We start from the raw sequence: 23724 nt of genomic DNA, 5'->3' as shown, positions 1-23724 counted from the left end.
TGATGTTCGCATGTTCATGAACAGCCTGCCTCAGTTGGGCAATACCGATCGAGGAAACCAAATCATCACGGGCACAATGCAGGCCTTGCAGCAGAACAAGTTGCAAGCAGCCGATATCGCCAGTCAGGCCCAGCGCGGACAGATCAGCTGGCAGGACGCAGAAAGCCAGATTCGCAAATTGCCGAACCCATATGAACAGTTCCGCAAGGCGCATTCCGATCTAGCAGCAGGTGGCGCCGCTTCTTCTCAGCCCGCAGCGACATCATTCGGCACTCAACGCCGCACGCAAAGCGGCGTAACCTGGAGCGTTCATTGATGCCAACGCTCACGATAAACGGGCGCTCCGTGACGGTGGGCGACGAGTTCACCAAGCTTTCTCCCGAACAGCAGGACGCAACAGTCGACGAGATAGCTCGGTCTATTGGAAGCCAACAAACCTCGGCGCAAACCGCTGCGGCGGGTGATGGTGCGGATGCGTTAGGAAGTGCCGCCCACACGGGCAATGCGGTCATGCGCTCACTGGCTACGGGTATACCCGTTATCGGCGGCGCCATGAACGCAGCCGACGCCGGATTGGATGCAGCTGCGTCATATGCACTCAATCCGCTTTTCCCAAAAGACCAGCAATTGCAGGGCTCGCTCGGGGACAGGTATCACCAGGCACTCGCAGCCCAGAAGGGCATGGACCGACAATTCCACGACAGCCATCCGGTTGCAGACACCGCTGCGCACATCGCTGGCGGCGTCCTGGGCGGCTTGGCTGGCGCTCGCTTCCTCGCCCCGACGATGAGTGTTCTCGGCGTCTCAACCGCTCCGGGCCTCGGTGGTGTTGCCCTACGCAGCGGCGTAGCGGCAACTGGCGGCGCTGGCATTGGAGCTGCCGATGCCGCAGTCAGAGGCGACGATATCGGAAGGTCCGCAATTGTGGGCGCGCTTCTCGGCGGCGCTGGCTCTGTCGTTGGCGATGCTGCTGGGGCTGTCTTACGTCCGGTACTGGCTGGCCCGGTTCAGCGAGCGAGAGACATAATCAGGCGGTTGTCGGATGCGGACGCCCTGACGGAAGGGAATGCAGGAGCCGAGCTGCAACGCCTCGGCCCGTCTGCGATGATGGGTGACCTTGGCCCTAACATGCAGCAGGCCTTGCGCGCAACGGCTTCTGCGCCGGGTGCTGCACAACGCCGCATAGCAGAGGCTCTGATTTCCCGAGCCGACAGCGCAGGCGAGCGCGTAACGAATGCCGTTGACGGCGCGCTCGGACCGAGAACTAACGTCTTAGAAGCGGCAGACGATATCGCAGCAGCGCGCGCCCGGCAGGCTGCGCCATTATATGAGGCAGCGTACAGGGCGGAAGTGCCCGTTACCCCTGAGCTTCAAGCCGTCTTGTCGAGGCCTGCCGTCGAGAGAGCGACGAATACAGCCCAGCGGCTTGCTGCGGATTCTGGCGAGGTATTCGACATTGAGCGGCCTAGTGTCATGGGGCTGGATTACACAAAACGAGCTTTGGACGACGCCATCTCTAGCGCCCTGCGGTCCGGAAGCAACAATGAGGCCCGCATACTGATCGAAAACCGCAATGCAATCGTGGGACATCTTGACGCGCATGTCCCAGAATATGCTGCCGCCCGCCGCGTTTTCTCGGATCACTCCAGGGTCGCTGATGCTTTGGCGGGCGGACAGGAACTGTTCCGGAATACGCAATCCCCCGATGCGGTTGCCCGCGTCCTGTCTGGCATGTCCGACGCCGAACGTAGCGCATTTCAGGAGGGCGCCCGGCAGCAGGTTGCGCAGGTCATGGGTACGGCCCGGAATGATGCGAACGCCGCCCGCGCCATGATGGATAGAGGATACAATCGAGAGAAACTCGATCTTCTTATCGGCCCCGAGTCCTCAGCGAAAATCGGGGATGCGATCGATGCTGAACGAACCTTCGCAGCCACTAATCAAGCGGCGCGAGGGGGGTCTATGACGGACCGAAACCTACTGGCGCAGCAGATAATCCCCGGCGCGGAATCACCCCCCGTTTTGCGCTCTCTGCTTAACTTTCGGCTTGGCGATGCGCTTGCGGGATCTGTTGACCGCATAGCTAGGCCCGCAATCAGGGCTCGCGATGCGCGCACCAGAGACGCACTCGCCGATGCCCTTCTCTCGCGCGATACCTCCACTCTTGCGCCAGCCGAAACCTTCAATCACGCCCTGAGCAATCCAGTCGCCGCAGCCCTGATCGGCGCAAATCAGAACGGACCACGCTGATGCCTTATGATAGCAATGGGAACTATACACTCCCTTCAGTTTACAGGGCTTCCCCCGGCACGACGATCATGACCGAGCAGCACAACGCGCCACTTGAGGACGTGCAGGCCGCTCTGAACAAGGCGCTTTTACGAGATGGTACGGCGCCTTTTATGGCAAATATGAATGCTAACGGCTTTCGCATAACCGGCCTTGCAAACGGAACGGACAACGCTGACGCGGCGAACCTAGGCCAGCTGAAGGCGCTCCTATCGAATACAGCCTCACGGGAGACACGACCGTTGAGTCTGTTACTGTTACTGGAAGCGCCTCCTTTGAAGGAGGCGTTATCACACCATCCCTGAGCGCTCCAAAGGATGTGGCAGATATCCAAGTCAAGTCTGGTTACAGGATGGGGGCAAATCCTCTCTACTGCAATCAAATTGCTTCAGACGGCGTGAGCGACATAAAATTTAGCGCAGTCACCAGATTTGGCGACAATACGATATTTGCCAACAGTTTCGGCGTTGACGGTGCTGCGACCCGAACCATCGTTGGGAACACGATTGTTTCTAACGTTTGGGATTTCGTCTCACGGCCAATAATCCCGGTCGGAAACGTATCGTGGTACGAGACCAATGCTCAGGCTGTTTCAGTTGGCGATGTCTTAGCGTCATTTCTCAACAACTTCGGGCGCGCGCAAACCTCAAACAGCCCAACGACTTTCAGCAGCGGGCTTTATGTCCCCCTTGGAATCAGCAGCACAGCCACGACCAACAACGCTGTCATGGCGACAGGAGATGCATTTCTGACGTTCCTGCGCGTTGGTGGGCCGCCGCAATCGTCTTCAAGTCCGACAAGCTTTACCAACGGCGTGGCTGCGAATTCTCTATCTGTCGGATCTCTACTGCCTGCGTCGGGAAGTGTTGATATCAGTATCCAAGCGGGCGCAAGAATGGGAGGTCAGACGCTTTACTGCAACTACCTCTATCCGGATGGCGCCAGCGATCTGACCGTGCGGACTAATTTCCGCATGGGGCCTAGCATTCTATACTGCAACAATATCATTCAAGACGGTGCGTCGACCCGGACTATCACTGGTAACACGAATGTAAGCGACCTATGGAATTTCGGTATCCGCCCATCAGTGTCCGGCACAACTGTCGCTCTGATATCCGACCTCCCCATAGATCCATCACAGAAGACTGTGAGCTTCACGGTAAACACATCTTCCGGGTCATGGGTGAGTTTTCCGAGCGGATTCAGCGACAAGCCGACCGGCATCACGATCACAGGGCGGACCAACAGCGGATATCCCGTAATCGGGAGTTTTGATGGCGAGACAGCGAGCGGCTTCACATTGACCGCTCAAAGAGAAGACCGGAACGGTTCAACCGTCGTCAGCTACGCCTGGGACTTCAAAATCACAGCTACAGGGCCAAAATAATCATGACCGATGCGACAAACCAGAACACATCTGAGACCGTCCTTGAACTCCTCAAGTCCAATTATCCCTCGCAATACTACGGCATCCCTTCGAGCGACGCTTCAGTGATCAGTTTGGCGGTGAATGTTTGGGCAGCAATCGACGTGAGCGGACAGCCTCACAATGTCACGACGCTCCCATCGTCTTCTGCGCTCGTGCCGCTTACGGAAGCGCAGTTTTCTCTCTTGATAGGGAGCACAAACGTCACGCTGGACCCGGAATCCCTCGCGCTGCTCTATCCAAATCGATATTACGCAGAGTTCGACACATCCGCCGCACAACCCACCGGGGTGACGGGATGGTTCGACACATGGACCCTGAGCACGACAAAAAATATTCCGCAGGCGAAAGACATGCTCGGCCTGTCAGAGGAACAATGGAACGCGCGCAAAGTCGTCGGGCAAGGCGTGGAGAATGGAGCCTGATCGACTACACGCCCCCGCCCCCGCCAACTCCAATCAATGTTCAGGCAGAGGACGAAATGACTTGGGTTTCTTCTCAGGCATCGATGGCGTCTGCAATGGGAGAAACGTTTACGGATGAGATGAAGACTTACGTTAAGGCGATACAGGCAATCTCCAATGGCACTGACACAACAAGCAAATCGCTTCCAGCGCGACCGACTGCCATCACGCTTAAATCATTGCAGGATGTGGCCATAATGGGGTAATATGATACCGTAATTACTCGCCTTCTCTCGCGTGGCAGCTAAGGCGGAATTCTTCCAGAAATTCGGGTTCGCAATGAACAGAATTTACACGAAGATCGCCGCTGCCATAGCATCAGTGGTGTCCTTTATCGGGCCTTCGTTTGCCCAGACTCCGGTAACTCTATCATCTTGGGGCGCGCCTGTTACGTTAATGGGCGCCGGGAAACCGAACGGCCCAGTAATGCTGGACGCTAATGGGCAGATTCCGACCGTTAATCTGTCGAGCGCGCTCGCAAACTACGTCACGAATTCGGTTTTCAGCACCACCATCGCTTCCTATCTTAAGTCGTCTGACGCAGCATCGACTTACCTGACGCAGACCAGCGCAGCATCATCTTATCTCACGCAAGCGAAGGCCGCATCAACGTATCTTCCTTTAAGTGGCGGAAGCATAACGGGTAATGTTGTCCTGTCTGGTTACGTTCGCATACTTAGTGGCGGGTATCTGTGGCTAACAAACCCGACGCAAGATGCAAACAATCAAAATATCTATATAAGCTTCGATTCCTCCGACAATTCCCTTTACTTCACAAATAGAGGGGCTCAGGCATCGAACTATCTGACATCAAAGTTTAACGCGATCAAAGCCACAAGCTTGACTGGAACTGGCAACGCCTATGCGTGCGTCAATTCGGCGGGCCAGTTCTATCGAAGCGCGTCCGCATGTCAGTGACCGATATCCCTCAGATAGACATGCTTGCCGACCATGGGCGCCGCCTGAGTGCGGTCGAGGGGGCCATTGTTGAGATCCGTCTCGAACATCGCTCGCTCTCTGACAAGCTGATGCAGATGCACGGCGAGAACAAGGCTAGTGCGGAGGCTCGTGAGAAAGCAACCCTTAGCGCGATCGGCGCTTTAGCGGCCAAAGTCGAAAAGCTCGGCGATCTCAGGGGGTGGGCGAAATGGGCGCTCGTCGTCACGGGCATTGCGTTCGGTTACGCAAGCGCACATTTCGCAGGGTGGGTCCATTGACCGGCATCGATATAGCAGTCTCCCTGATTTCACGCAGCGACTTCGAAGGCCTCAGCCTCAAGCCCTATCTCTGCCCTGCCGATTACTGGACCATCGGTTACGGCAATCGCTTCCTGTCAGACGGCTCGCCAGTGACGGCCAAGACGAAGCCAATCACCAAGGGCGAGGCCCTTTCCCTCCTGCGACAGACAGTGCTGGCCTTCCAAGCGGAGCTACGTTCCTTCGTGACCGTGCCTCTGACCGATTATCAGGAAGCCGCTCTTCTCTCCCTGCAATTCAATATCGGCACTGGCGCGCTCAGAAACTCAACGCTGATCCGCAGGCTCAACCAGCGCCTCTATGCCGCTGCCGCTCAACAATTCCTCGTCTGGGACAAGGCCACCGTTAATGGCCGGCTCGTCACTCTGCGCGGTCTACAACGCCGCCGCAAGATCGAGAGTGATGTGTTTCTTGGAAGGAATATCCACACAAACGGAGCCTCCGCATGAACTTCGACTGGCAGCCCTTCCTGTCCCTATTTTCCCAGATCCTCCCGCTTTTTCCGGCACAGGTTGCGGCTGACATCGCGCTGTTCGGGACATTCCTGATCTCCCTGGCCGCTGTCATCGCCCGCTTCTGGCCTCGTCCCTCCGACGGCTCGAAGTGGCTTCCCCTTTACCTGCTCGTCAACGGGCTCGCTATGAACAGCAAGCACGCTGCGAACGCGGACGACCGCAAACCCTGACTGACGACACCGGCAATCGGGCCGGGATCAGTCATCATCATTGAGAAAGAGAATACCATGACCACTAGCGCAAACACGCTCGTCACCAAGCTCGTCAAGCTGATCACCGATGCGGCTGGAAGTTCTGTCAGCACTGCCACGACGGCAAAGCTGACGGCAGCCGCTGCCATTATCGGCGAGGTCGGCGATCTGATCATTCCGTCGCTCGAAAACTCCAACAAGGATCTTTCGGCCATCCTCGACGCAATCAGCGCGATCGAGGACGATGCCGACAAGCTCGACACCGACATCAAGACCCTCGTTGCCGCCTTCAAGGGCACGAGCAGCACTGTTGCGCAGGCCGCTTGACGGCTGATCTCATTGCCGGGGCGGTGGCGTTTGTCGTCGTCGCCCTCGGTGTCCTGATCTGGTACGCCAACCGGGCCGGGAAGAACGCAGCGTCTGTCAGCACGTCCGAGGCTGCAAAGACCTCTGCCGATGCTCAGACGCGCAAGGCTCAAGCCATGGCGCAGGCTCAGGCCGACAAGCCAGCGACGGAAGAGGCGGTGTTGCAGCGTCTCGGGGACGGCAGCGCATGAGGTGGATCGCTCTCGTCTCCCTCCTCGGGCTCTCTTCCTGCTCGTCGGTGCAGTATGTGCCCTGCCCTACCCTTGTAGCCTACAGCAAGGCTGATCAGGCGGCGCTTGCTGCGGAGATCAAGGCGGGTCCGAAGCCGGAAACAGTGCGCTGGATTGGCGACTATATCGGGCTGCGGGACCAGGTGCGCGCCTGTCAGAGGTGAGCGGCGTTACTCGTCGCCCTTCTCTCGCCACGCAATCGAGTAATCAATCGTCTCATGTGGTGGCAGAGGTGGCCCCTGATGCGGCCACATATTCGACCGGCGCAGGTGGGCGGTGATCCTCTGCGCCAGTCCCTCGACCTCAGACCCGGTCATCTTCGCATTCAAGCGCCTGTGCCTTCCGCTATCGTCAAGCTTCAGCGCCATGAGGATCACGAAGTGCACGTCTTCTTCGGTCGCTGGGGTCGGGCTTGTCATAGTGGAGAACAGAACGCGAACGAAGGGCAGGAGTCAACCCTCAGTTCGGAGCCAGTAGACTCGCATAAACCGGCACGGATCTGGCACGGCTTGACACGATATGAATCGGCTTAGAGTGTATCGAGGTGGACCGAAACGAACTTTCGCCTGAAGGCTCGATCATCAAAAATCGGCTGAATTCTGGGGGTGAGGATGGTGGGTGCGACAGGGATTGAACCTGTGACCCCTGCCGTGTGAAGGCAGTGCTCTACCGCTGAGCTACGCACCCATCCTGCGGTGCCGCGTCTTTAGCAAGGCGAAGAAGACGCGGCAAGGTGCAAAACAAAAAAACTAATCAGAAGCCGAACATATGGTCGAGCGAGAAGCCGCCCGCGCCATTTCTCTGTCCGTGATAACCGAACAGACGACAGGTCATGTCGCGAATAAGGACATAACCGCCAATCCCGGCCTCAGCCACCTTGTCAGCACCGAAAATCTCATGCGGCCAGACCATGAACGACCCCGACGGATTGATGGAAATCGTGCGTCGCTCGAGCTCGACCCCATCTTTCGAGTAGAGATGCAGGATCGTTTCTGAAGGAGCCGTCCCTTCCACCGAAGCGGGATGAATCAGGCATGCAAAGCTCTGATGCCCCTCCTGCCCCAGTTTCAGGAACAGGCGGGTCGTCAGACCCGGCGGCGGGCCGGAATAGGATTGCGGCTCGGAACGCCAGGTCATCAGCGTATTGAAAATGTGCCCGCCAAAGCTCGTTTCTGCAGAATGGCCATTCTCACGATTTTCGTAGCGCATCAGCGCATGCATCCAGCCGTCGCCCTCCCCGCCATCGCGGAAGTCATAAACGAGATCGGCGTGACCAGCTCGGTCGGTGAGCTCGTGCAGGGCAATGGCGGTCTCGTGGTTGCGGGGCAGATTGCCGAGAAATTTCTGAGTCAGCAGCGCGCCGGCCTCATCAAAGATATCCAGGCGCAGAGGCAGGCTCGGAATCTTCTCAGACATCGGATTGGGCTGGACGACGCTGGTATAATGCTTCGGGTCGAGAATGGGGAACGGCAGCACAAACCCACGGCCCATCGATTTCGGGAGTTTGCGCAATGCAGGCTCCGGCCCCAGGTCCCGGCGCTCGACATTCAGATGCGCAATGCGCGTCAGCCCCCCGCTCGTAATTTCATAACGCGGCCGCACGATGTGATTGCCCGAACGCAATTCGAGCTGAGCAGGCCAGACGATCGTGTCGACCAATGCACCAACGTCGAGCGCATAGGTCGAAAATGCACCAACTTCGACGGGCACAGCGAAGTGCTTTTCTTCACCCATCTGATTGATCGTAATCGCTCTAGGCGGGATCGGGGCCGCATGGCTGTTCTGGATCCAGAGCACCAGCTTTTCCCCTTCGCGCGGCGCAGGAAGCGTCGCAAAGCGGGGAGACGGCCATGCATTGGCATCGTGCGTCACCGAGAGGCTGGGCTCACCATTTTTGCCATAGGTGTCGAGCGCATATTTCACCACGTCATGCCCGCGCGCGCCGAGCACATGCACGAAGAGCTGGCCGCAGAATTCGGGCAAATCGAACCGTGCGCGAATTTCCGCGCTGTCTACAACAATACCGGCAGGCGCGTTTGGCACTTCCTCGACCCACTCGGCCAGAATTTGACCGTCGGCATCATAGAGGCGCATCCAGTAGCGCACATCGACCGCATCGTAATTACACCAGTAATTGGCCGTGACCAGACGGGTGCTAAAACGCGCATCCTCTCGGAAGAAAGCGAAATTCGTCGCAAAATTCAGCTTATCGAGATAGTTTCTGGCGTTGCTCAGCATCTCTCCGGGCAGCTTTGCTGGCTCCAGAGACAGGATCTGCTGATCGGAATGCGTCACCCGCGCCAAACGCGAGAGCATTTTTGCGTGTTCGAAAGAGAGCGCGAGCACGAGTTTCGCCTCGCTGGACACGAGATCGGTCAGGGCGTGTTTGACGCCACCCAGACCATCCTCCTGCCCGACCTGCTCGCTATCATGCGTGTAGACGCCACCTGTGGGTTTCAGCCCCGGATAAAGCGCAACGACAGTCCGAAGCCAGTTGTCAGGATCATAGACCGCGAAAGCGCCGCCTCCTGCCAGTGTCGTTTCCAGCCTCTCAAGGGCTTCGCTCGCAAGTGGATGAGCAAGGGCCTTGTAGAGGATGTTTCCGCCGCCCTGAGCGTTGAAGGTGATGATATCAAGCATGGTCGTCCTGAACCCGTTTCTTCGTTGCGGAGCTCACACTTCGTTCAAAGCGCGAGACGCCGAATCATTTCATCTGCCCCTCTGCCAGTATCGTCAAGCGCCGTCACAGCCCAGGGAGCCCATTCCCCCGAGAAGGCCGAACTCTGTCTTCCTTCGCCAAAGTCTCGATAAAAGCCGAGATGCGTCTTGAGCGCCCCGGTAGGTCGATGATCAAGACCGGAGCCTTTGTTGCGACAGCTTCCGAGACCATCGACACGCTGTCCGTCGTCACCGCTATGGCATCGGCGCACGCCAGAAGGCCGTGATACGGGTTCTCGCCCTGCCCGTCCCAGATCCAGACCGGATGTGAGTAAAGACGTTCTTCTAGTACCCGCAGCGCCTCCGGATCGGTACGGCGCGACGGCGTGAGCGCAATCGCAACAGGCGCAGTCTTTACGATCCCGATCAGACACGACGCCAGCTCTTCAGCTTCTTTCACGCCGAAACTGTATCGCCCATTAGCGCCACCAATCAGAACCGACAGCAAAGCCTTGCCTTGAACACGTAATCGACCCTGCCAATGCTGACGCGCCCCTTCCAGCTTTTCACCCGTCACACCGTGGAGAGCTGTCCGCACGGAAACGATATTCGGCCCCGAGATGCCGTCATGCACATTGGCGACAATCAGATCGAAATGACGCGCTGCCATACGGGGGTTCTGGATCTGAACAAGCTTGAGGCCGGTTTTCCGTCTGAGCGCGGCACCGACAGCGCCTCCCGTCCCCCCCACACTCACTAGCAAACTGGTGTCCTGAGGCAGGGTGATCGGCGTGCTCGCCTTCAACGGATTTGGGCAAAACCGTGTAGGGAGCGTCGCCACACCCCTTCGATGCGGACCGGGTGGAAATGCCACGGCAACCCGGCGCGCTCGACAAGACCGCTCGCCTGGGCGCGCATTCCGGCAAAATCTTCTGCAATGATGGCTACACTCATAACTGAACAATTCCTTCAGACGCCAAATTTTGGCAAGAAGCAGTTATGACCGACCAATCTGTGCCCGACGCCCCGAACAATGCCCCGCTCTTCGATCCCCTGATTACCGCAGGTTTGAAACAGGTCGGCATTGAGAAACCCAACGAAGTTCAAAACCGGGTCTGGCCCGAGGTGCTCAGCGGCAAGGATGTGCTTCTGATCGCCCAGACCGGGTCAGGCAAGACAGCAGCCTATGCTGCACCCGCTTTCCAGCATCTTCTGGCCAACAAGAAAACCCGACAGCCGGGGGCGCCCTCCGTCCTGATTCTGGCGCCGACACGAGAGCTGGTGACACAGATCGCCAGTGTCTGCCGCCAGATCGGGCGACGTCTGGCCTTCCGGACGCGCCTTCTCTGCGGCGGCCTCCCCAAGGACGCCCAGATCGAAGCACTCGCAGAGGGGGTCGATATCGCGGTGGCAACGCCCGGACGCCTGATCGATCTGCTCATGAGTGGCGCGTGCCGGCTCGACGCCACAACCATGCTGATCGTTGATGAAGTCGATCAGATGCTCGACGAAGACTTTCTGACGGCGATGGACGAAATCATCCCGCATCTGCCCAATCAACGACAGGCCATGCTGTGCTCGGCGACACTCCCGCCGGAAGGCCGGGCTCTCGCCAGCCGCCTGCTCTACAAGCCCGTCACGCTGGAATTCGCCAGCCAGACGGTCACGCCTCGGCGTATCAAACAGCGCGCCATGTTTGTTGAGGCGGAAGAGAAGCTCGCGACGCTCACCCGTCTTTGTACGGAGACCGAGGGACGGCAGATCATTTTCCTGCGGACGAAAGCCTCGGTCGATCAGATCGGCAAAACGCTGCGCAAGTCTGGCCTGTCGATTGCGGTCCTGCACGGCGACCTCGCCCAGGGCGCGCGTCAGAAAGCCGTCGACTCTCTCCGCTCTGGTCGCGCGCAAATCCTGCTGACGACAGACGTTGCCGCACGCGGGCTCGACATCGATGACGTCGCGCTGGTGGTCAATTACGACCTGCCCGAGAAAGCAGAAACCTATGTTCATCGTATCGGCCGCACGGCCCGCGCGGGGAAGAAAGGGGCCGCTCTTGCCTTCTGCACACGCGATGAACGCGTATTGCTCCGCGCCATCGAGAAAGAGATCGGCTATCGGATCAGTATCGTTTCCTGAAAGGGCTGGCCTTGAGGTTTGTCATGACAGGGGTCTAAACTCCTTTTCATGACTTCTCCCACGACCCGGCTCATGAACACCGTCGCCATTCTGGAAAAGCTCGTTTCGTTCGACACGACGAGCCGGAACCCGAATGTGCCTCTCATCGAATGGGTCGAGTCCTGGCTGGACGATCACGACGTGACCTATACCCGGCATCGTGGCCCGGAAGATGGAAAATGGAATCTCCACGCGATCCTTGGTCCTGTTGAAAAAGGCGGGCTCGCGTTTTCAGGCCATGTCGATTGTGTTCCGGTCGAGGGTCAGGACTGGTCACGAGATCCGTTCGTTCTGACGGAGCTCGACGGCAAGCTCTACGCGCGCGGTGCCGCCGATATGAAGGGTTTCGTTGCCGCCATGCTGGCAGCAATTCCGACCCTGCAAACGCTTCCCCTGAGAAAGCCGGTCCATCTGTTTTTCACGTTCGATGAGGAGATTACGTGCAATGGCGCGCGTTATCTCATCGAAGACGTCAAATCCCGCGATCTGATGCCCGATTATTGTGTCATCGGCGAGCCCAGCCTTCTCTCCCCAATCATCGCTCACAAGGGCCGCTTTACCGTGAGGTCGATGTGAAGGGCCGTCCCGCCCATTCATCCCAACCGTCTCTGGGTGCGAACGCTCTTCACGCGATGGGTCGGGCCATTGCGGAAATTGCCGCCATGGCCGAGGAGTTCGAGCGGGATGGACCCCATGTAAGCGGCTTCGAGCCAGACCACACAACCATGCAGGTCGGTCTGGCGAAAGGCGGCAGCATTCTGAACATCGTGCCAGAGCAGGCCAGTTTCGAATTCGAGTGGCGGGCCGTGCCAGGTGATAACAATGAAGAGATCTTCGAACGACTGAAACGCCGTCTCGCTCCGATCGATGAGGCGCTGAAACAGGCTGGCCCGGAATGCGGCCTGCACTTCACACCCCTTGTTGACTTGCCACCCCTTGCCCTTTCCAGGGAAGCGGCCCTGGTCTCCTTGCTCCAGCAGGTCACAGGTCGGAACAGCGCCGGCTATGTCTCCTACGGGACCGAGGCGGGCATCTATCAACAAGCAGGATTGCCGACCATTGTTTGCGGTCCAGGCGATATCGCTCAGGCGCACAAACCGGATGAATGGATCGAACGCGATCAGCTCGACCGATGTGATACCATGATCGAGCGGCTCGTCCGGCAGGTCTGCCTCGCCCCATGAGCTGCGGGGCGTCTCCGCGGGACCATCACCCGGTCCGCAAAAAACGGCAGCGCCTCCTGCCGACACTCGCCCTGCCCCGGCGACTTCCGGATTTTCCCATTCTAATCGATCCGCCCGATCTGTCTCGCTGGATCAAGGGCAATAACGGCATTGCTGGCGTCATCGAACGCGATAGCGGCGTGCCTGGTCCTGAGATTGCGGTCATTTCCCTTGTCCATGGCAATGAATTTGCGGGTGCTATCGCTGTCGACCGACTTCTTCGAGCGGATCTCCGCCCCCTTTGCGGGACGGTTCGCTACGTCTTCGCCAATCTCGAAGCTTTTGCACGCTTCGAACCGGGAAACCCCACCGCATCACGCTTTGTCGTTGAGGATCTGAACCGGGTCTGGTCCGCAGATCGCCTGGCAGCCCGTCCTGGATCGATCGAAATGGAGCGCGCTCAGGAATTGCTACCGATCGTGCAGCGAAGTGACCTGCTGCTGGATCTGCACTCGATGCTCTGGGAGTCCTCCCCGCTTTTCATCTCGCCACAGACCGAGCGCTCCACGGCTCTCGCAACAATGCTCTCCTCGAGAGCGGATACCCGGTTTTTATCTCTCACCGATCTCGGTCATCTCGGCGGTGCAAGACTGATCGAACACGAGCATTTTGCGTGTCACACTGGCTCAGCCTGCAGCATTCTGCTCGAAGCCGGTCAGCATTGGCGGCCAGAAACCATCGAGACAAGCGCACGCGTCGTTACTCATTTTGTGGAAAATGCTGCATTTCTGCATTTCGGAAGCAGACAAACCGCAAACCCGGTCAGCCATCAGGCGGTCGTCACCGATAACATCATCGCCAGAAGTGCGAGCTTCGCCTTCACCGACGCCTATCAGGGCGGTCAGATCATCGAGACGGCAGGAACAATCATCGCCACAGATGGCGAGGATGAAATCTGCACGCCATACGACCACTGCGTGCTGATCATGCCCAATCTCTGTGTCAGGCGCGGTCAGCTCGCGGTTCGGCTGGCGCGCAGCCTGACCTGATTAAAGTCAGGCCTAGTATTTGGCGGTCGCACGAGCCGACCGCCAGACCGGATTCTGCTCAGGCGCCGGGGTAAGCGACGTCATAAATCGGGAAGCGACGGCACAGAGCCTTCACTTCATCATGCACACGCGCTTCAACGCTATCCTGCGTATCGGTGCCGAAAGCACTCAGAACGTCGTCGATCATGCGTGCAATGGTCCGGAACTCCTCCTTGCCAAAACCGCGTGACGTCGCAGCCGGGCTGCCGAGACGAATGCCCGATGTCACGAAGGGCTTTTCCGGATCGAACGGGATTGCATTCTTGTTGGCGGTGATACCCGCACGCTCGAGAGCCGCCTCGGCGATCTTGCCCGTCACCTTCTTGGGACGCAGGTCAACGAGCACGAGATGGCAATCCGTGCCACCCGTCACGATATCGAAGCCGCGAGCAACCAGCTCCTCAGCCAGAACGCGGGCGTTATCGGCCACCGCCGTCTGATAGGCCTTGAACTTGTCACCGAGCGCCTCGCCGAAGGCAACTGCCTTGCCCGCGATGACATGCATAAGCGGACCGCCCTGAAGACCGGGGAACACGGCCGAGTTCACCTTCTTGGCGATATCGGCGTCGTTGGTCAGAACGATGCCACCACGCGGACCGCGAAGGGTCTTATGTGTGGTGCTCGTCACGATATGGGCGTGAGGCACGGGGCTCGGGAACAGACCTGCTGCAACCAGACCAGCGAAATGGGCCATGTCGACCATCAGATAGGCGCCAACCTCGTCAGCGATGCGACGGAAGCGGGCGAAATCGATGTGACGCGGATAAGCCGACCCACCGGCAACGATGATCGTCGGCTTATGCTCGCGCGCCAGACGCTCCATCTCTTCGTAATCCAGCGTTCCGTCTTCGGCACGAACGCCATACTGAACGGCATTGAACCACTTGCCGGAATAATTCGGCGCCGCACCGTGGGTCAGGTGACCGCCGGCTGCAAGGCTCATGCCAAGCACGGTGTCACCCGGCTTGCCGAGTGCCATGAACGCGGCCTGATTGGCATTTGCGCCCGAATGCGGCTGCACATTAGCGAACTCAACGCCGAACAGTGCCTTGATGCGCTCAATCGCAAGTGTCTCGACGCGATCGACATCGACACACCCGCCATAATAGCGCTTGCCGGGCAGACCTTCGGCATATTTGTTCGTCAGAACCGATCCCTGTGCCTCAAGAACGGCGAATGACGTAATGTTTTCGGACGCAATCAGCTCGATACCGTCCTGTTGGCGGACCAGCTCGGCATTCACAATGGCGGCAACCTCCGGGTCAGCCTCATGAAGACCGCGATGAAAGAAATCGTGCTGAGCGGACATGTTCTCGCGAGGTGACATTCTTTTCTCTCCCAGAGGGGGCGCGCCGACGCGCAAAATGGCGTATCACAAACGCCAATATCCCAGATTTCCCCCCGTCGCCAACCCGTTATGCGCGGGAGACCCGTTTTAGAGGAAGACTGTATGGCCCAGCCCCTCGCCGCATTGTTGCGGCGTCAACCGCTTGATCGCATTTCCGACGAGTCCGCCGAGCAAGGCATGAAGCGTGTCATTGGCCCTTTTTCACTGATCGCTTTGGGTGTCGGGACGACCGTCGGGGCTGGGCTTTTCTCACTGACCGGTATCGCCGCTGCCCATAATGCCGGACCTGCGGTGATTCTGGCTTTTGTTGTCGCCGCCATTGCCTGCGGTTTCGCCGCGTTCTGCTACGCCGAACTGGCAAGCATGATCCCGACCGCGGGCTCGGCCTATTCGTATACTTATGCCACCATGGGCGAGCTTATCGCCTGGATCATCGGCTGGGATCTCGTGCTCGAATATACGGTGGGTGCCGCTGCCGTGGCGTCGAGCTGGTCGAGCTATCTGGCGTCCATCCTTGGGCAGTGGAATATCCATCCCGATCCGCGATGGATGGCGACACCGATGAGCATCGTGACGCTTGCCGATGGCAGCAAGGTCCATGGCTGGATCAATCTGCCTGCCATGGTGGCGGTCGTCTTTATCGTTCTGCTGCTGTTGCGCGGCATTACGGAATCAACCCGCATCAATGCCGCAGTCGTCGTGCTGAAACTATCGGTTATCGCCGCCTTCATGGTGTTCTGCACACCGTTCATCCAGCCGGCTCATTATACGCCCTTCATTCCCCCCAATACGGGCGAGTTCGGCCATTTCGGCCTCTCTGGCATCATGCGCGCTGCGGGATGATTTTCTTTGCCTATCTGGGCTTCGACATCATCGCAACGACAGCGCAGGAGGCCAAGCGGCCTGAGCGCACGATGCCGATCGGCATTCTGGGTAGCCTCGGAATCTGCACGCTCATTTATATCGCGTTTGCCTTCGTTTTGACCGGGGTCGTGGATTATCGCCAGATGGATAATGACGGCAGTCCCGTCGCGACAGCGATCGACATTACCCATCTCTTCTGGCTGCAAGGCGCGCTGAAATTCAGCATCCTGTTCGGCTATACGTCGGTGCTGATGGGTCTGATGATGGGCCAGGTACGTGTTTTCTACGCCATGTCACGCGACGGGTTGCTACCAGCCATTTTTGGCCGCCTGAGCCCGCGTACCCGGGCGCCAGCTTTCTCGCATCTGATCTTTCTGATCGTCACCTGTCTTCTGGCCGGGCTCGCTCCGATTTCGGTACTGGGCAACATGACATCGATCGGCACATTGCTGGCCTTTGTGCTCGTCTGCGTCGGTGTGTTGATCCTGCGCATTCGCGAACCCAACCGGCCGCGCGCGTTTAAAGCGCCTGGGGGGCTTATCATGCCGATCTGCGGTATTCTAAGCTGTGCCGCTGTCATGGTATCGCTCGACGGCCTGACTTGGCTGCGCCTCGGGCTCTGGCTGGCAATCGGGCTTATCGTGTATGCGGTCTATGGCTACAAAAAGAGCAAACTGAACCTGCCGGAGCTTCCCCGATGATCACAGGCGCTTTTCCCAATACCCGTCCGAGACGCAACCGTTTCGACGGCTTCACCCGACGCCTCGTCGCCGAAACGGGCCTTGCTGTCGATCATCTCATCTGGCCGATTTTTGTCTGCGATGGGGTCAAGACCCGTACGCAGGTCAGCTCCATGCCTGGTGTCGAGCGGGTCAGCATCGACCTTCTCGAAGAGCATCTTGCTGAAGCTGTGGCGCTGGGTATCCCAGCTGTCGCGCTCTTTCCCATCACCCCCACCGAAATCCGTGACGCGACCGGGCGTGAAGCAACAAACCCGGATAACCTGATCTGCCGGGCCGCACGCGAGATCAAGCGCCTCTATCCTGATCTCGGGATCATCGGCGATGTCGCCCTCGACCCCTATACCGATCACGGCCATGACGGTCTTATCGAAGACGGCTATGTCGTGAACGATGCCTCGGTGGAAATCCTGGCCAAGCAGGCCGTCAATCAGGCTGCGGCAGGGATCGACATCATTGCCCCGTCAGACATGATGGACGGAAGGATCGGTGCCATCCGCACGGCGCTCGACCAGGCTGGGCATGGAAACACGCGTATCATGTCCTATGCGGCCAAATATGCCTCAGCGTTTTACGGCCCGTTCCGTGATGCGCTCGGGTCCGGCGGTCTGCTTAAAGGGGACAAGAAAACCTATCAGATGGACCCAGCCAACTCAGACGAAGCGCTGCGGGAAGTTGCGCTCGATCTGCAGGAAGGCGCCGATATGGTCATGGTCAAGCCCGGCATGCCCTATCTCGATATCATCAGACGTGTTCGGGACAGCTTTGCGGTACCGACCTTCGCCTATCAGGTCTCGGGAGAATACGCGATGCTCATGGCAGCCATTCAGAACGGTTGGCTCGATCGCGACAGGGCGATCCTCGAGAGCCTGCTCGCCTTCCGACGCGCCGGATGTAATGGGGTACTAACCTATTTCGCGGTAGACGCGGCCCGGCTTCTCTCCCACAAGCCGTGAGCCTGACCCGGCAGAGGCGCGGCAGCGCGGCCTACGCTGCCGGGATCGATGCCGAAAAACGCGCCCGTGCGGTGCTGTCGCAAGAAGGGTACGACATTCTCGCAAGCAGATGTCGCACCCTTTCGGGGAAATCGACATCGTGGTCGCTCTGAGCGGCACGCTGGTTTTTGTCGAAGTCAAATTGCGCAAGACACTTGATGCTGCCGCCTATGCCCTGCAGATCTCTCAACAAAAACGTCTATTGCAAGCTGCGGAGTTTCTCATCCAGACACGTCAGGAGTGGCAGCGCGACGATCATCGCGTGGATGTTTTTCTTTATGACGTGAAAGGCGAGCTGGACTGGCGCCAGGATGTCCTGAGACTTTACTAAGCCCTGCCCTCATCTCATTCAAAGCAAGACACTCGAACGCTTGATACGAAAAAAGGAGAGCCTGGGCTCCCCTCTCAGGAAATATCGGTCAAATCAGAAAGACAGTCTCTTTCAGGTCAGCCGTGATGACGGGTGTGATGGGCCTTCTTGCCATGAGCGGGCGCTTGGCATGATAAACAACCGTGTGAACGAGAGAACGACGCGAGGGCATTACGGCATGATGATGAGACGATGCCTGATGGAGCTTGGTCGTATGACGCGTGTGGCTCGAAGCAGGACGATGATAAACCGGCGTTGCCGTCAGTGCATCAAGCGTGAGTTTGGAAGCTTCCCAGTCGGTAATTTCTCTTGCACTCGCTCCCTGCGAAGCAAAAGCAGCTCCAACAGCAATAAAGGAGGTGGCAAACTTGAGTACCGAAAGGCGCCGCATCGTGTATTCCCTCTGGATGACCTGCAACAGGTTATGCAGCTGCGCGCAGACACAACAAGAGCTAAAGAGAGAAATTTTGTTTGAAAGTATAAAGCGTTGCGATTCTGCCACAGTTTAGGTCGAAACGGTGGCAGAACGCAGAGTTTATGGCGCAATCAAGGCAAGATCATGCCGCTTTTTTGGCGATGTTCTTCTCTTCGAAAAGTGTCTCGAGCTCGCCGCTCTGGAACATATCGGTCACGATGTCACAACCACCAAGGAACTCGCCCTTGACGTAGAGCTGCGGCACTGTCGGCCACTGAGAAAAATCCTTGATGCCCTGACGGATCTCTGCACTCGCCAGAACATTGGCCGTCTCGAACTCGACGCCATATGACCGAGGATCTGCACAACGCGCGCAGAAAAGCCGCATTGCGGGAAGAGTCGGTCACCCTTCATGAAAAGCATGACAGGGTTGGTATCGATAAGCTGCTGAATCTGCTGGAAAATGGCTTCAGACATAGTTCATTCCTGTTCGCGAGAGGCGCGTTGGTCGATAATTTGGAATTATAGACCCAACCGGTCTCGATTGTCAGGGGGTTTGTGTTTTGAGAGCGAGAGCGTGAAGCTCCGTTCCCATACGACCACCAAACGCATCATAGACCAGCTTGTGCTGGCGTACCCGAGGCAGCCCTGCAAAGGCGGTGCTGGTCACGGTCGCAGCATAGTGATCCCCGTCGCCCGCGAGATCCTGGATCTCGATGACGGCATCAGGCAACGCCTGCTTGATCGTACGTTCGATTTCTTCTGCACTCATCGGCATGGATCAGCGCTCCATCAATTTGGGGAAGAAAGCAGCATTCACCTCACGCATCCGCTCTGCGGAGAGGGTCATGCCATCCTTCAGAACCAGATTGCTACCGCCCGTGCGACCCAGATGACGAACAGGCACATGAGCCTTTTCTGCATCGTCGATCAGAGCTGCAGCATGCTTTGTCGCAATCACATAGCAGGCCTGATCCTCGCCGAAATACCAGGCGTGGAGGCTCGTTCCGTGATGAGGTTTGTCGAGATGACAGCCGACACCGCTTGCCATGACCATCTCGGCAACAGCCACGAGAAGGCCCCCATCCGCGATATCATGACAGGCTTCGACACGACCCGCCCCGATCATATTGCGGACGAAATCGCCGTTACGACGCTCTGCGTGCAGATCGACAACTGGCGGAGCGCCGTCTTCACGGTGACAAACCTCGCGCAGCCAGAGGGACTGGCCAAGCTCACCGCGGATTTCACCGATGAGTACCAGTTCGGCGTTGTCCGGCATACCGAGACCGACCGCTTTGGTGACATCGTCGATGACACCGATCGCACCGATCGCCGGAGTTGGCAGGATCGGCTGGCTGAGGCCGCTCGGCTGGCTCGTCTGGTTGTAGAGCGAGACATTGCCGCTCACGACGGGGAAGTCGAGAGCCCGGCAGGCTTCACCCATGCCTTTGATGGCATCGGCAAATTGGCCCATGATTTCCGGCTTTTCAGGATTGCCGAAATTCAGGTTATCCGTCACCGCCAGAGGCAGCGCACCCGTTGCCGTGATGTTGCGCCACGCTTCGGCGACCGCCTGAGCGCCACCGACACGCGGATCGGCCTGGCAATAACGCGGTGTGCAATCGGTCGTCATGGCAAGGCCACGTTTCGTGCCCTCGACACGCACAAGCGCTGCATCTGCAGCACCCGGGCGACGTGCCGTCTGACCGCCAACGCCGCTGTCGTACTGGTTCCAGACCCAGGCGCGCGACGCGAGGTCCGGGCATCCGAGCAGGGTCAGCAGAGCGTGCTCGACACCGGCCGGATCGGCAACGGTGCCCAGACGCGCTGGCGGCTCGGCATGCGTCATCGGACGATGGTAAAGCGGCGCCTCATCGGCAAGCGGTGCCAGCGGGATATCCGCCTCGACCTTACCCAGATGCTTGACAGTGATATGGGCGGTATCGGTCAGGACACCCACGATGGCAAAATCGAGATCCCATTTCTCGAAAATAGCGCGTGCGACTTCCGTGCGTTCGGGCTTGAGCACCATGAGCATGCGCTCCTGGCTCTCCGACAGCATCATTTCATACGCGGTCATTTCCGTTTCACGCTGCGGCACGTGGTCAAGGTCGAGCTCGATACCCACCCCGCCCTTGCCTGCCATCTCGACGGCAGACGACGTCAGACCGGCAGCACCCATGTCCTGAATCGCGACGATGGCATCGGTCGCCATAAGCTCAAGACAGGCTTCGATCAGAAGCTTTTCGGTGAACGGGTCACCGACCTGCACGGTCGGGCGCTTGGACGCGGCATGCTCGTCGAATTCAGCCGACGACATGGTGGCTCCGTGGATACCGTCACGTCCAGTCTTGGAGCCGACATAAACAACCGGGTTACCGATACCGGCAGCTGCAGACAGGAAGATCTTGTCCTGACGCGCAATGCCGACCGTCATGGCGTTTACGAGCGGATTGCCGTTATAGGCCGGATGGAAGTTGATTTCTCCACCGACCGTCGGCACACCGACGCAATTGCCGTACCCACCGATACCGCGCACGACACCGTCGATCACGCGCTGCGTGACAGGCAGGCTCGGATCACCGAAGCGAAGGGCGTTCAGATTGGCAACAGGACGCGCGCCCATCGTGAACACGTCGCGCAGAATGCCTCCGACGCCTGTCGCCGCACCCTGATAGGGCTCGATGAAAGACGGGTGATTATGGCTTTCCATCTTGAAGACAGCGGCGAGACCGTCGCCGATATCGACCACACCAGCATTTTCGCCGGGTCCATGAATAACCCATGGTGCCTTTGTCGGCAGCGTCTTGAGATGAACGCGGGACGATTTATAGGAACAATGCTCGGACCACATGACCGAGAAAATGCCGAGCTCGGTCAGGCTCGGCACGCGGCCCATGATGTCGAGAACCTTCTGGTATTCCTCAGCGGAAAGACCGAAGCGCGCAGCGAGTTCAGCGTTGACGATCATGCTCATGCGACGAGACTCTTCACCAGTCCCGAAAACAGCGGCACACCATCTGTCGCGCCGAGATCGGGATCAACCAGGTTTTCAGGATGCGGCATCAGTCCGCAAACGCGCTTGTTGGCGCTCAGAACACCCGCAATGGAGCGCTGGCTTCCGTTGGGATTGCTGATGCGGCTCTTCGCATCCAGCCCGCCCTTGGCGCAAACATAGCGGAACGCGACGCGCTCTTCCCCTTCGAGACGATCCAGCTCGCTTCCGATGCCGTGTAATTGCCATCGCCATGAGCGAGCGGCGCACGGAAGACGTCGCCCTTGGACCAGTCGCGCGTAAAGGCAGTATCACCCGCCTCGACACGCAGATAACCGTCCTGCGACAGGAAGCGCATACCCGTGTTGCGGAGCAACGCACCGGGAAGAAGCTGTGCTTCGGTCAGGATCTGAAAGCCGTTGCAAACGCCCAGCACATAACCGCCACGCTCGGCGAACGCGCGCACTTCGCTCAGGATCGGCGAATGGGCGCCCATGGCGCCCGAGCGCAGATAGTCACCGAAGCTGAAACCGCCCGGAAGGACAATCAGATCGAGATCGGGCAGGGTTGTATCACGATGCCAGAGCATCGTCGGAGCCTTGCCGCTGACCAGACGAAGGGCCTGCTCCATATCGCGCTCACGGTTCGTACCCGGAAAGACAACGATACCAGCCTTCATAGTTTACCCCCTTGCGCCGAACACGGATAAGCGTCGTGCAGTGCCGCGAAGACGGATTTCCCGACCGGGAATTTCAGAACATCCTGATGGGATTTCAGCCAGGAAATGACCTTGCCGCGCATGGCATCGGTCGTTTCGGCATCCGGCACGCAGAAACCCGTCACCGCGTCGGTATCGCCTTTGCTCTTCGCATTAAGCGCTGCCAGCGCACCTGAATCCGCCATACCGGCAATGTAGGCGTCGCAGACGGCCTTGCCTTGCGGCTTGGAGCAGATCTGACCAAACCGGCCAGCCTGCATCTTGGAGAGACGATGCTCATCCGCCTGCGCCACGCCCGTGAAGGCGCCCAAAGGCAGCGCCAGCGCGAGTGCGGTCAGGAGTGCCTTTTTCGGGGTCATCCGACAACCTCAACTGCGAAATCTTCGATCACGAGATTAGCCAGCAATTCACGCGCCATGGCTTCGCCCTGAGCGAGTGCTGCAGCCTGATCGTCGGTTGCCACTTCAAGCTCCATCGTCTTGCCGACGCGTACTTCACCGACATTGGCAAAGCCCAGCACTTCAAGCGCATGACCGATGGCTTTGCCCTGCGGATCGAGCACGCCTTCCTTCAGCATGACATTGACGCGAATTTTCATTGCATGACCTCCGGTCCTTTAAGATCGCCATTGCCTGCTTCGGGCAGAATTCCCAGACGGCGGGCGACTTCCTGATACGCTTCCTCGACACGGCCCATATCCCGGCGGAAGCGATCCTTGTCGAGCCTCTCGCTCGTCTTGGAGTCCCACAGGCGGCAATTATCGGGAGAAATTTCATCGGCGAGAACGATACGCATCTCGTCGTTTTCCCACAGGCGGCCGAACTCGACCTTGAAGTCGACCAGCTGGATGCCGATCCCCTGGAACATGCCTGAGAGAAAATCATTGGTGCGCAGAGCATGGGCGTTGATCTCGTCGAGATCCTGGGCGGTGGCCCAACCGAATGCGGTCACATGCTCTTCCGACACCATCGGGTCGTTGAGCGCATCGTTCTTGTAATAATATTCGAGAATCGAACGCGGCAAGCGCGTGCCCTCTGCAAGACCGAGACGCTTGGCAATCGAGCCCGCAGCGACGTTGCGTACGACGACCTCGAGCGGAATGATCTCGACTTCGCGGATCAGCTGCTCGCGCATATTGAGGCGACGGATGAAATGAGTGGGGATCCCGATTTCATGCAGGCGCAGCATGAGGTGTTCGCTGATACGGTTGTTCAGCACGCCCTTGCCCGTGATGATGCCCTTTTTTTCGCCGTTACCGGCTGAGGCATCGTCCTTGAAATACTGCACGAGTGTTCCCGGCTCGGGCCCCTCGAACAGAATCTTGGCTTTTCCTTCATAAAGCTGACGACGGCGTGCCATGACGATCTTTCAAAAAAGGTAAAACGGCGTTGCGACGCATATAGCAGCGCAGCCCCGCCGTTCATACCCATGATCGCGCTCGTGAGTGCGTGAGCG

Annotated in this window: 29 protein-coding genes, 1 tRNA gene and 3 pseudogenes; 20 read left to right on the top strand and 13 right to left on the bottom strand. The window is 58.5% G+C overall.

Going from position 1 to position 23724, the window contains the following annotated elements:
• The first annotated feature begins 10 nt into the window (after window positions 1-10).
• The 12 genes from JCM15831_RS12985 (at window position 11) to JCM15831_RS12925 (ending at window position 6901) form a co-directional block, all read left to right on the top strand.
• Window positions 11-316 (top strand): hypothetical protein, encoded by a 306-nt coding sequence (locus JCM15831_RS12985; protein ID WP_025824604.1) that lies wholly within the window; start codon window positions 11-13, stop codon window positions 314-316.
• Window positions 316-2250: a hypothetical protein gene (locus tag JCM15831_RS12980; protein ID WP_025824603.1), complete on the top strand. Its 1935-nt coding sequence runs from the start codon at window positions 316-318 to the stop codon at window positions 2248-2250. Before JCM15831_RS12985 ends, JCM15831_RS12980 begins: the two co-directional genes overlap by 1 nt.
• Window positions 2250-2594: a hypothetical protein gene (locus JCM15831_RS24075; RefSeq protein WP_025824602.1), complete on the top strand. Its 345-nt coding sequence runs from the start codon at window positions 2250-2252 to the stop codon at window positions 2592-2594. Before JCM15831_RS12980 ends, JCM15831_RS24075 begins: the two co-directional genes overlap by 1 nt.
• Window positions 2595-2686: 92 nt before the next feature.
• Window positions 2687-3676, top strand: coding sequence for a hypothetical protein (locus tag JCM15831_RS12970; RefSeq protein ID WP_198024338.1), 990 nt, complete (start codon window positions 2687-2689; stop codon window positions 3674-3676).
• 2 nt (window positions 3677-3678) lie between these two features.
• A complete protein-coding gene (locus tag JCM15831_RS12965) occupies window positions 3679-4140 on the top strand; it encodes a hypothetical protein (protein ID WP_025824600.1) in 462 nt (153 codons plus the stop codon).
• Between the two features lie 276 nt (window positions 4141-4416).
• The gene (locus tag JCM15831_RS12955) at window positions 4417-5097 is read left to right on the top strand and encodes a hypothetical protein (protein WP_156938896.1); all 681 of its coding nucleotides are present in this window, start codon (window positions 4417-4419) and stop codon (window positions 5095-5097) included.
• Window positions 5088-5396 (top strand): hypothetical protein, encoded by a 309-nt coding sequence (locus tag JCM15831_RS21655; protein WP_025824598.1) that lies wholly within the window; start codon window positions 5088-5090, stop codon window positions 5394-5396. The genes JCM15831_RS12955 and JCM15831_RS21655 overlap by 10 nt, the downstream gene beginning before the upstream one ends.
• Complete coding sequence (locus JCM15831_RS12945; RefSeq protein WP_025824597.1) at window positions 5393-5884, top strand: lysozyme; 492 nt, start codon at window positions 5393-5395, stop codon at window positions 5882-5884. Before JCM15831_RS21655 ends, JCM15831_RS12945 begins: the two co-directional genes overlap by 4 nt.
• Window positions 5881-6120: a hypothetical protein gene (locus tag JCM15831_RS12940; RefSeq protein ID WP_025824596.1), complete on the top strand. Its 240-nt coding sequence runs from the start codon at window positions 5881-5883 to the stop codon at window positions 6118-6120. Before JCM15831_RS12945 ends, JCM15831_RS12940 begins: the two co-directional genes overlap by 4 nt.
• A gap of 57 nt (window positions 6121-6177) precedes the next feature.
• A complete protein-coding gene (locus JCM15831_RS12935) occupies window positions 6178-6468 on the top strand; it encodes a hypothetical protein (protein ID WP_025824595.1) in 291 nt (96 codons plus the stop codon).
• Complete coding sequence (locus JCM15831_RS12930; protein ID WP_025824594.1) at window positions 6465-6698, top strand: hypothetical protein; 234 nt, start codon at window positions 6465-6467, stop codon at window positions 6696-6698. Before JCM15831_RS12935 ends, JCM15831_RS12930 begins: the two co-directional genes overlap by 4 nt.
• The gene (locus tag JCM15831_RS12925; protein ID WP_025824593.1) at window positions 6695-6901 is read left to right on the top strand and encodes a hypothetical protein; all 207 of its coding nucleotides are present in this window, start codon (window positions 6695-6697) and stop codon (window positions 6899-6901) included. Before JCM15831_RS12930 ends, JCM15831_RS12925 begins: the two co-directional genes overlap by 4 nt.
• Before the next feature lie 448 nt (window positions 6902-7349).
• On the opposite strand, the gene JCM15831_RS12915 is transcribed toward JCM15831_RS12925, so the two are convergent.
• The 4 genes from JCM15831_RS12915 to JCM15831_RS22995 all read right to left on the bottom strand — a co-directional run bounded on the left by JCM15831_RS12915 (window position 7350) and on the right by JCM15831_RS22995 (window position 10349).
• Window positions 7350-7424: transfer RNA gene (locus tag JCM15831_RS12915), tRNA-Val, on the bottom strand.
• Between the two features lie 66 nt (window positions 7425-7490).
• Entirely contained in the window at window positions 7491-9377 is a 1887-nt protein-coding gene (locus JCM15831_RS12910) for a hypothetical protein (RefSeq protein ID WP_025824591.1), read from the bottom strand.
• Between the two features lie 103 nt (window positions 9378-9480).
• Window positions 9481-10152, bottom strand: coding sequence for a mitochondrial fission ELM1 family protein (locus JCM15831_RS19020; protein ID WP_373277656.1), 672 nt, complete (start codon window positions 10150-10152; stop codon window positions 9481-9483).
• Between the two features lie 44 nt (window positions 10153-10196).
• Entirely contained in the window at window positions 10197-10349 is a 153-nt protein-coding gene (locus JCM15831_RS22995; RefSeq protein WP_232228194.1) for a mitochondrial fission ELM1 family protein, read from the bottom strand.
• A 45-nt stretch (window positions 10350-10394) separates the two neighbouring features.
• Here JCM15831_RS22995 and JCM15831_RS12900 point away from each other — a divergent pair, with 45 nt between their 5' ends.
• From JCM15831_RS12900 to JCM15831_RS12890, 4 genes are read left to right on the top strand one after another with little or no spacing between them, the layout of a single operon-like run.
• Window positions 10395-11531: a DEAD/DEAH box helicase gene (locus tag JCM15831_RS12900; protein ID WP_025824590.1), complete on the top strand. Its 1137-nt coding sequence runs from the start codon at window positions 10395-10397 to the stop codon at window positions 11529-11531.
• 48 nt (window positions 11532-11579) lie between these two features.
• Window positions 11580-12146, top strand: coding sequence for a M20/M25/M40 family metallo-hydrolase (locus JCM15831_RS22990; RefSeq protein WP_232228193.1), 567 nt, complete (start codon window positions 11580-11582; stop codon window positions 12144-12146).
• Window positions 12143-12754: a M20/M25/M40 family metallo-hydrolase gene (locus JCM15831_RS22985; RefSeq protein ID WP_232228192.1), complete on the top strand. Its 612-nt coding sequence runs from the start codon at window positions 12143-12145 to the stop codon at window positions 12752-12754. The genes JCM15831_RS22990 and JCM15831_RS22985 overlap by 4 nt, the downstream gene beginning before the upstream one ends.
• Window positions 12751-13782 carry a M14 family metallopeptidase gene (locus JCM15831_RS12890; protein ID WP_025824589.1) on the top strand — a complete coding sequence of 344 codons (1032 nt, stop codon included), beginning with the start codon at window positions 12751-12753 and terminating at the stop codon, window positions 13780-13782. The genes JCM15831_RS22985 and JCM15831_RS12890 overlap by 4 nt, the downstream gene beginning before the upstream one ends.
• A gap of 58 nt (window positions 13783-13840) precedes the next feature.
• On the opposite strand, the gene glyA is transcribed toward JCM15831_RS12890, so the two are convergent.
• Window positions 13841-15148 carry a serine hydroxymethyltransferase gene (gene glyA / locus JCM15831_RS12885; RefSeq protein WP_025824588.1) on the bottom strand — a complete coding sequence of 436 codons (1308 nt, stop codon included), beginning with the start codon at window positions 15146-15148 and terminating at the stop codon, window positions 13841-13843.
• A 90-nt stretch (window positions 15149-15238) separates the two neighbouring features.
• Between glyA and JCM15831_RS19010 the strand changes: the two are divergent.
• The 4 genes and pseudogenes from JCM15831_RS19010 to JCM15831_RS20510 all read left to right on the top strand — a co-directional run bounded on the left by JCM15831_RS19010 (window position 15239) and on the right by JCM15831_RS20510 (window position 18099).
• Window positions 15239-16734, top strand: a pseudogene (locus JCM15831_RS19010) (APC family permease).
• Window positions 16731-17729 (top strand): porphobilinogen synthase, encoded by a 999-nt coding sequence (gene hemB, locus JCM15831_RS12875; RefSeq protein ID WP_025824587.1) that lies wholly within the window; start codon window positions 16731-16733, stop codon window positions 17727-17729. Before JCM15831_RS19010 ends, hemB begins: the two are co-directional and overlap by 4 nt.
• Window positions 17726-17881, top strand: coding sequence for a low molecular weight phosphatase family protein (locus JCM15831_RS22000; RefSeq protein ID WP_198024336.1), 156 nt, complete (start codon window positions 17726-17728; stop codon window positions 17879-17881). The genes hemB and JCM15831_RS22000 overlap by 4 nt, the downstream gene beginning before the upstream one ends.
• Window positions 17869-18099: a YraN family protein gene (locus tag JCM15831_RS20510; protein WP_198024335.1), complete on the top strand. Its 231-nt coding sequence runs from the start codon at window positions 17869-17871 to the stop codon at window positions 18097-18099. Before JCM15831_RS22000 ends, JCM15831_RS20510 begins: the two co-directional genes overlap by 13 nt.
• Window positions 18100-18187: 88 nt before the next feature.
• On the opposite strand, the gene JCM15831_RS12865 is transcribed toward JCM15831_RS20510, so the two are convergent.
• The 8 genes and pseudogenes from JCM15831_RS12865 to purC form a co-directional block, all read right to left on the bottom strand.
• Complete coding sequence (locus JCM15831_RS12865; protein WP_025824586.1) at window positions 18188-18529, bottom strand: hypothetical protein; 342 nt, start codon at window positions 18527-18529, stop codon at window positions 18188-18190.
• 166 nt (window positions 18530-18695) lie between these two features.
• Window positions 18696-19030: pseudogene (gene grxD, locus JCM15831_RS19000) on the bottom strand (Grx4 family monothiol glutaredoxin).
• A 70-nt stretch (window positions 19031-19100) separates the two neighbouring features.
• A complete protein-coding gene (locus JCM15831_RS12855) occupies window positions 19101-19331 on the bottom strand; it encodes a BolA family protein (protein WP_025824585.1) in 231 nt (76 codons plus the stop codon).
• Between the two features lie 3 nt (window positions 19332-19334).
• The gene (purL, locus tag JCM15831_RS12850; protein WP_025824584.1) at window positions 19335-21533 is read right to left on the bottom strand and encodes a phosphoribosylformylglycinamidine synthase subunit PurL; all 2199 of its coding nucleotides are present in this window, start codon (window positions 21531-21533) and stop codon (window positions 19335-19337) included.
• Window positions 21530-22230: pseudogene (purQ, locus tag JCM15831_RS18995) on the bottom strand (phosphoribosylformylglycinamidine synthase subunit PurQ). The gene purL and the pseudogene purQ overlap by 4 nt, the downstream one beginning before the upstream one ends.
• Window positions 22227-22628 carry a Rap1a/Tai family immunity protein gene (locus JCM15831_RS12840; RefSeq protein ID WP_025824583.1) on the bottom strand — a complete coding sequence of 134 codons (402 nt, stop codon included), beginning with the start codon at window positions 22626-22628 and terminating at the stop codon, window positions 22227-22229. The pseudogene purQ and the gene JCM15831_RS12840 overlap by 4 nt, the downstream one beginning before the upstream one ends.
• Window positions 22625-22867, bottom strand: a complete 243-nt coding sequence (gene purS, locus JCM15831_RS12835) for a phosphoribosylformylglycinamidine synthase subunit PurS (protein WP_025824582.1) — start codon at window positions 22865-22867, stop codon at window positions 22625-22627. The genes JCM15831_RS12840 and purS overlap by 4 nt, the downstream gene beginning before the upstream one ends.
• On the bottom strand, window positions 22864-23628 hold the full coding sequence (gene purC, locus JCM15831_RS12830) for a phosphoribosylaminoimidazolesuccinocarboxamide synthase (RefSeq protein ID WP_025824581.1): 765 nt from the start codon (window positions 23626-23628) through the stop codon (window positions 22864-22866). Before purC ends, purS begins: the two co-directional genes overlap by 4 nt.
• Window positions 23629-23724 lie beyond the last annotated feature (96 nt).

Source organism: Asaia astilbis JCM 15831 (assembly GCF_000613845.1).
Lineage (GTDB): Bacteria > Pseudomonadota > Alphaproteobacteria > Acetobacterales > Acetobacteraceae > Asaia > Asaia astilbis.
The sequence above is the reverse complement of the archived record's forward strand: the minus strand, read 5'-3'. Positions and strand labels throughout refer to the sequence as shown.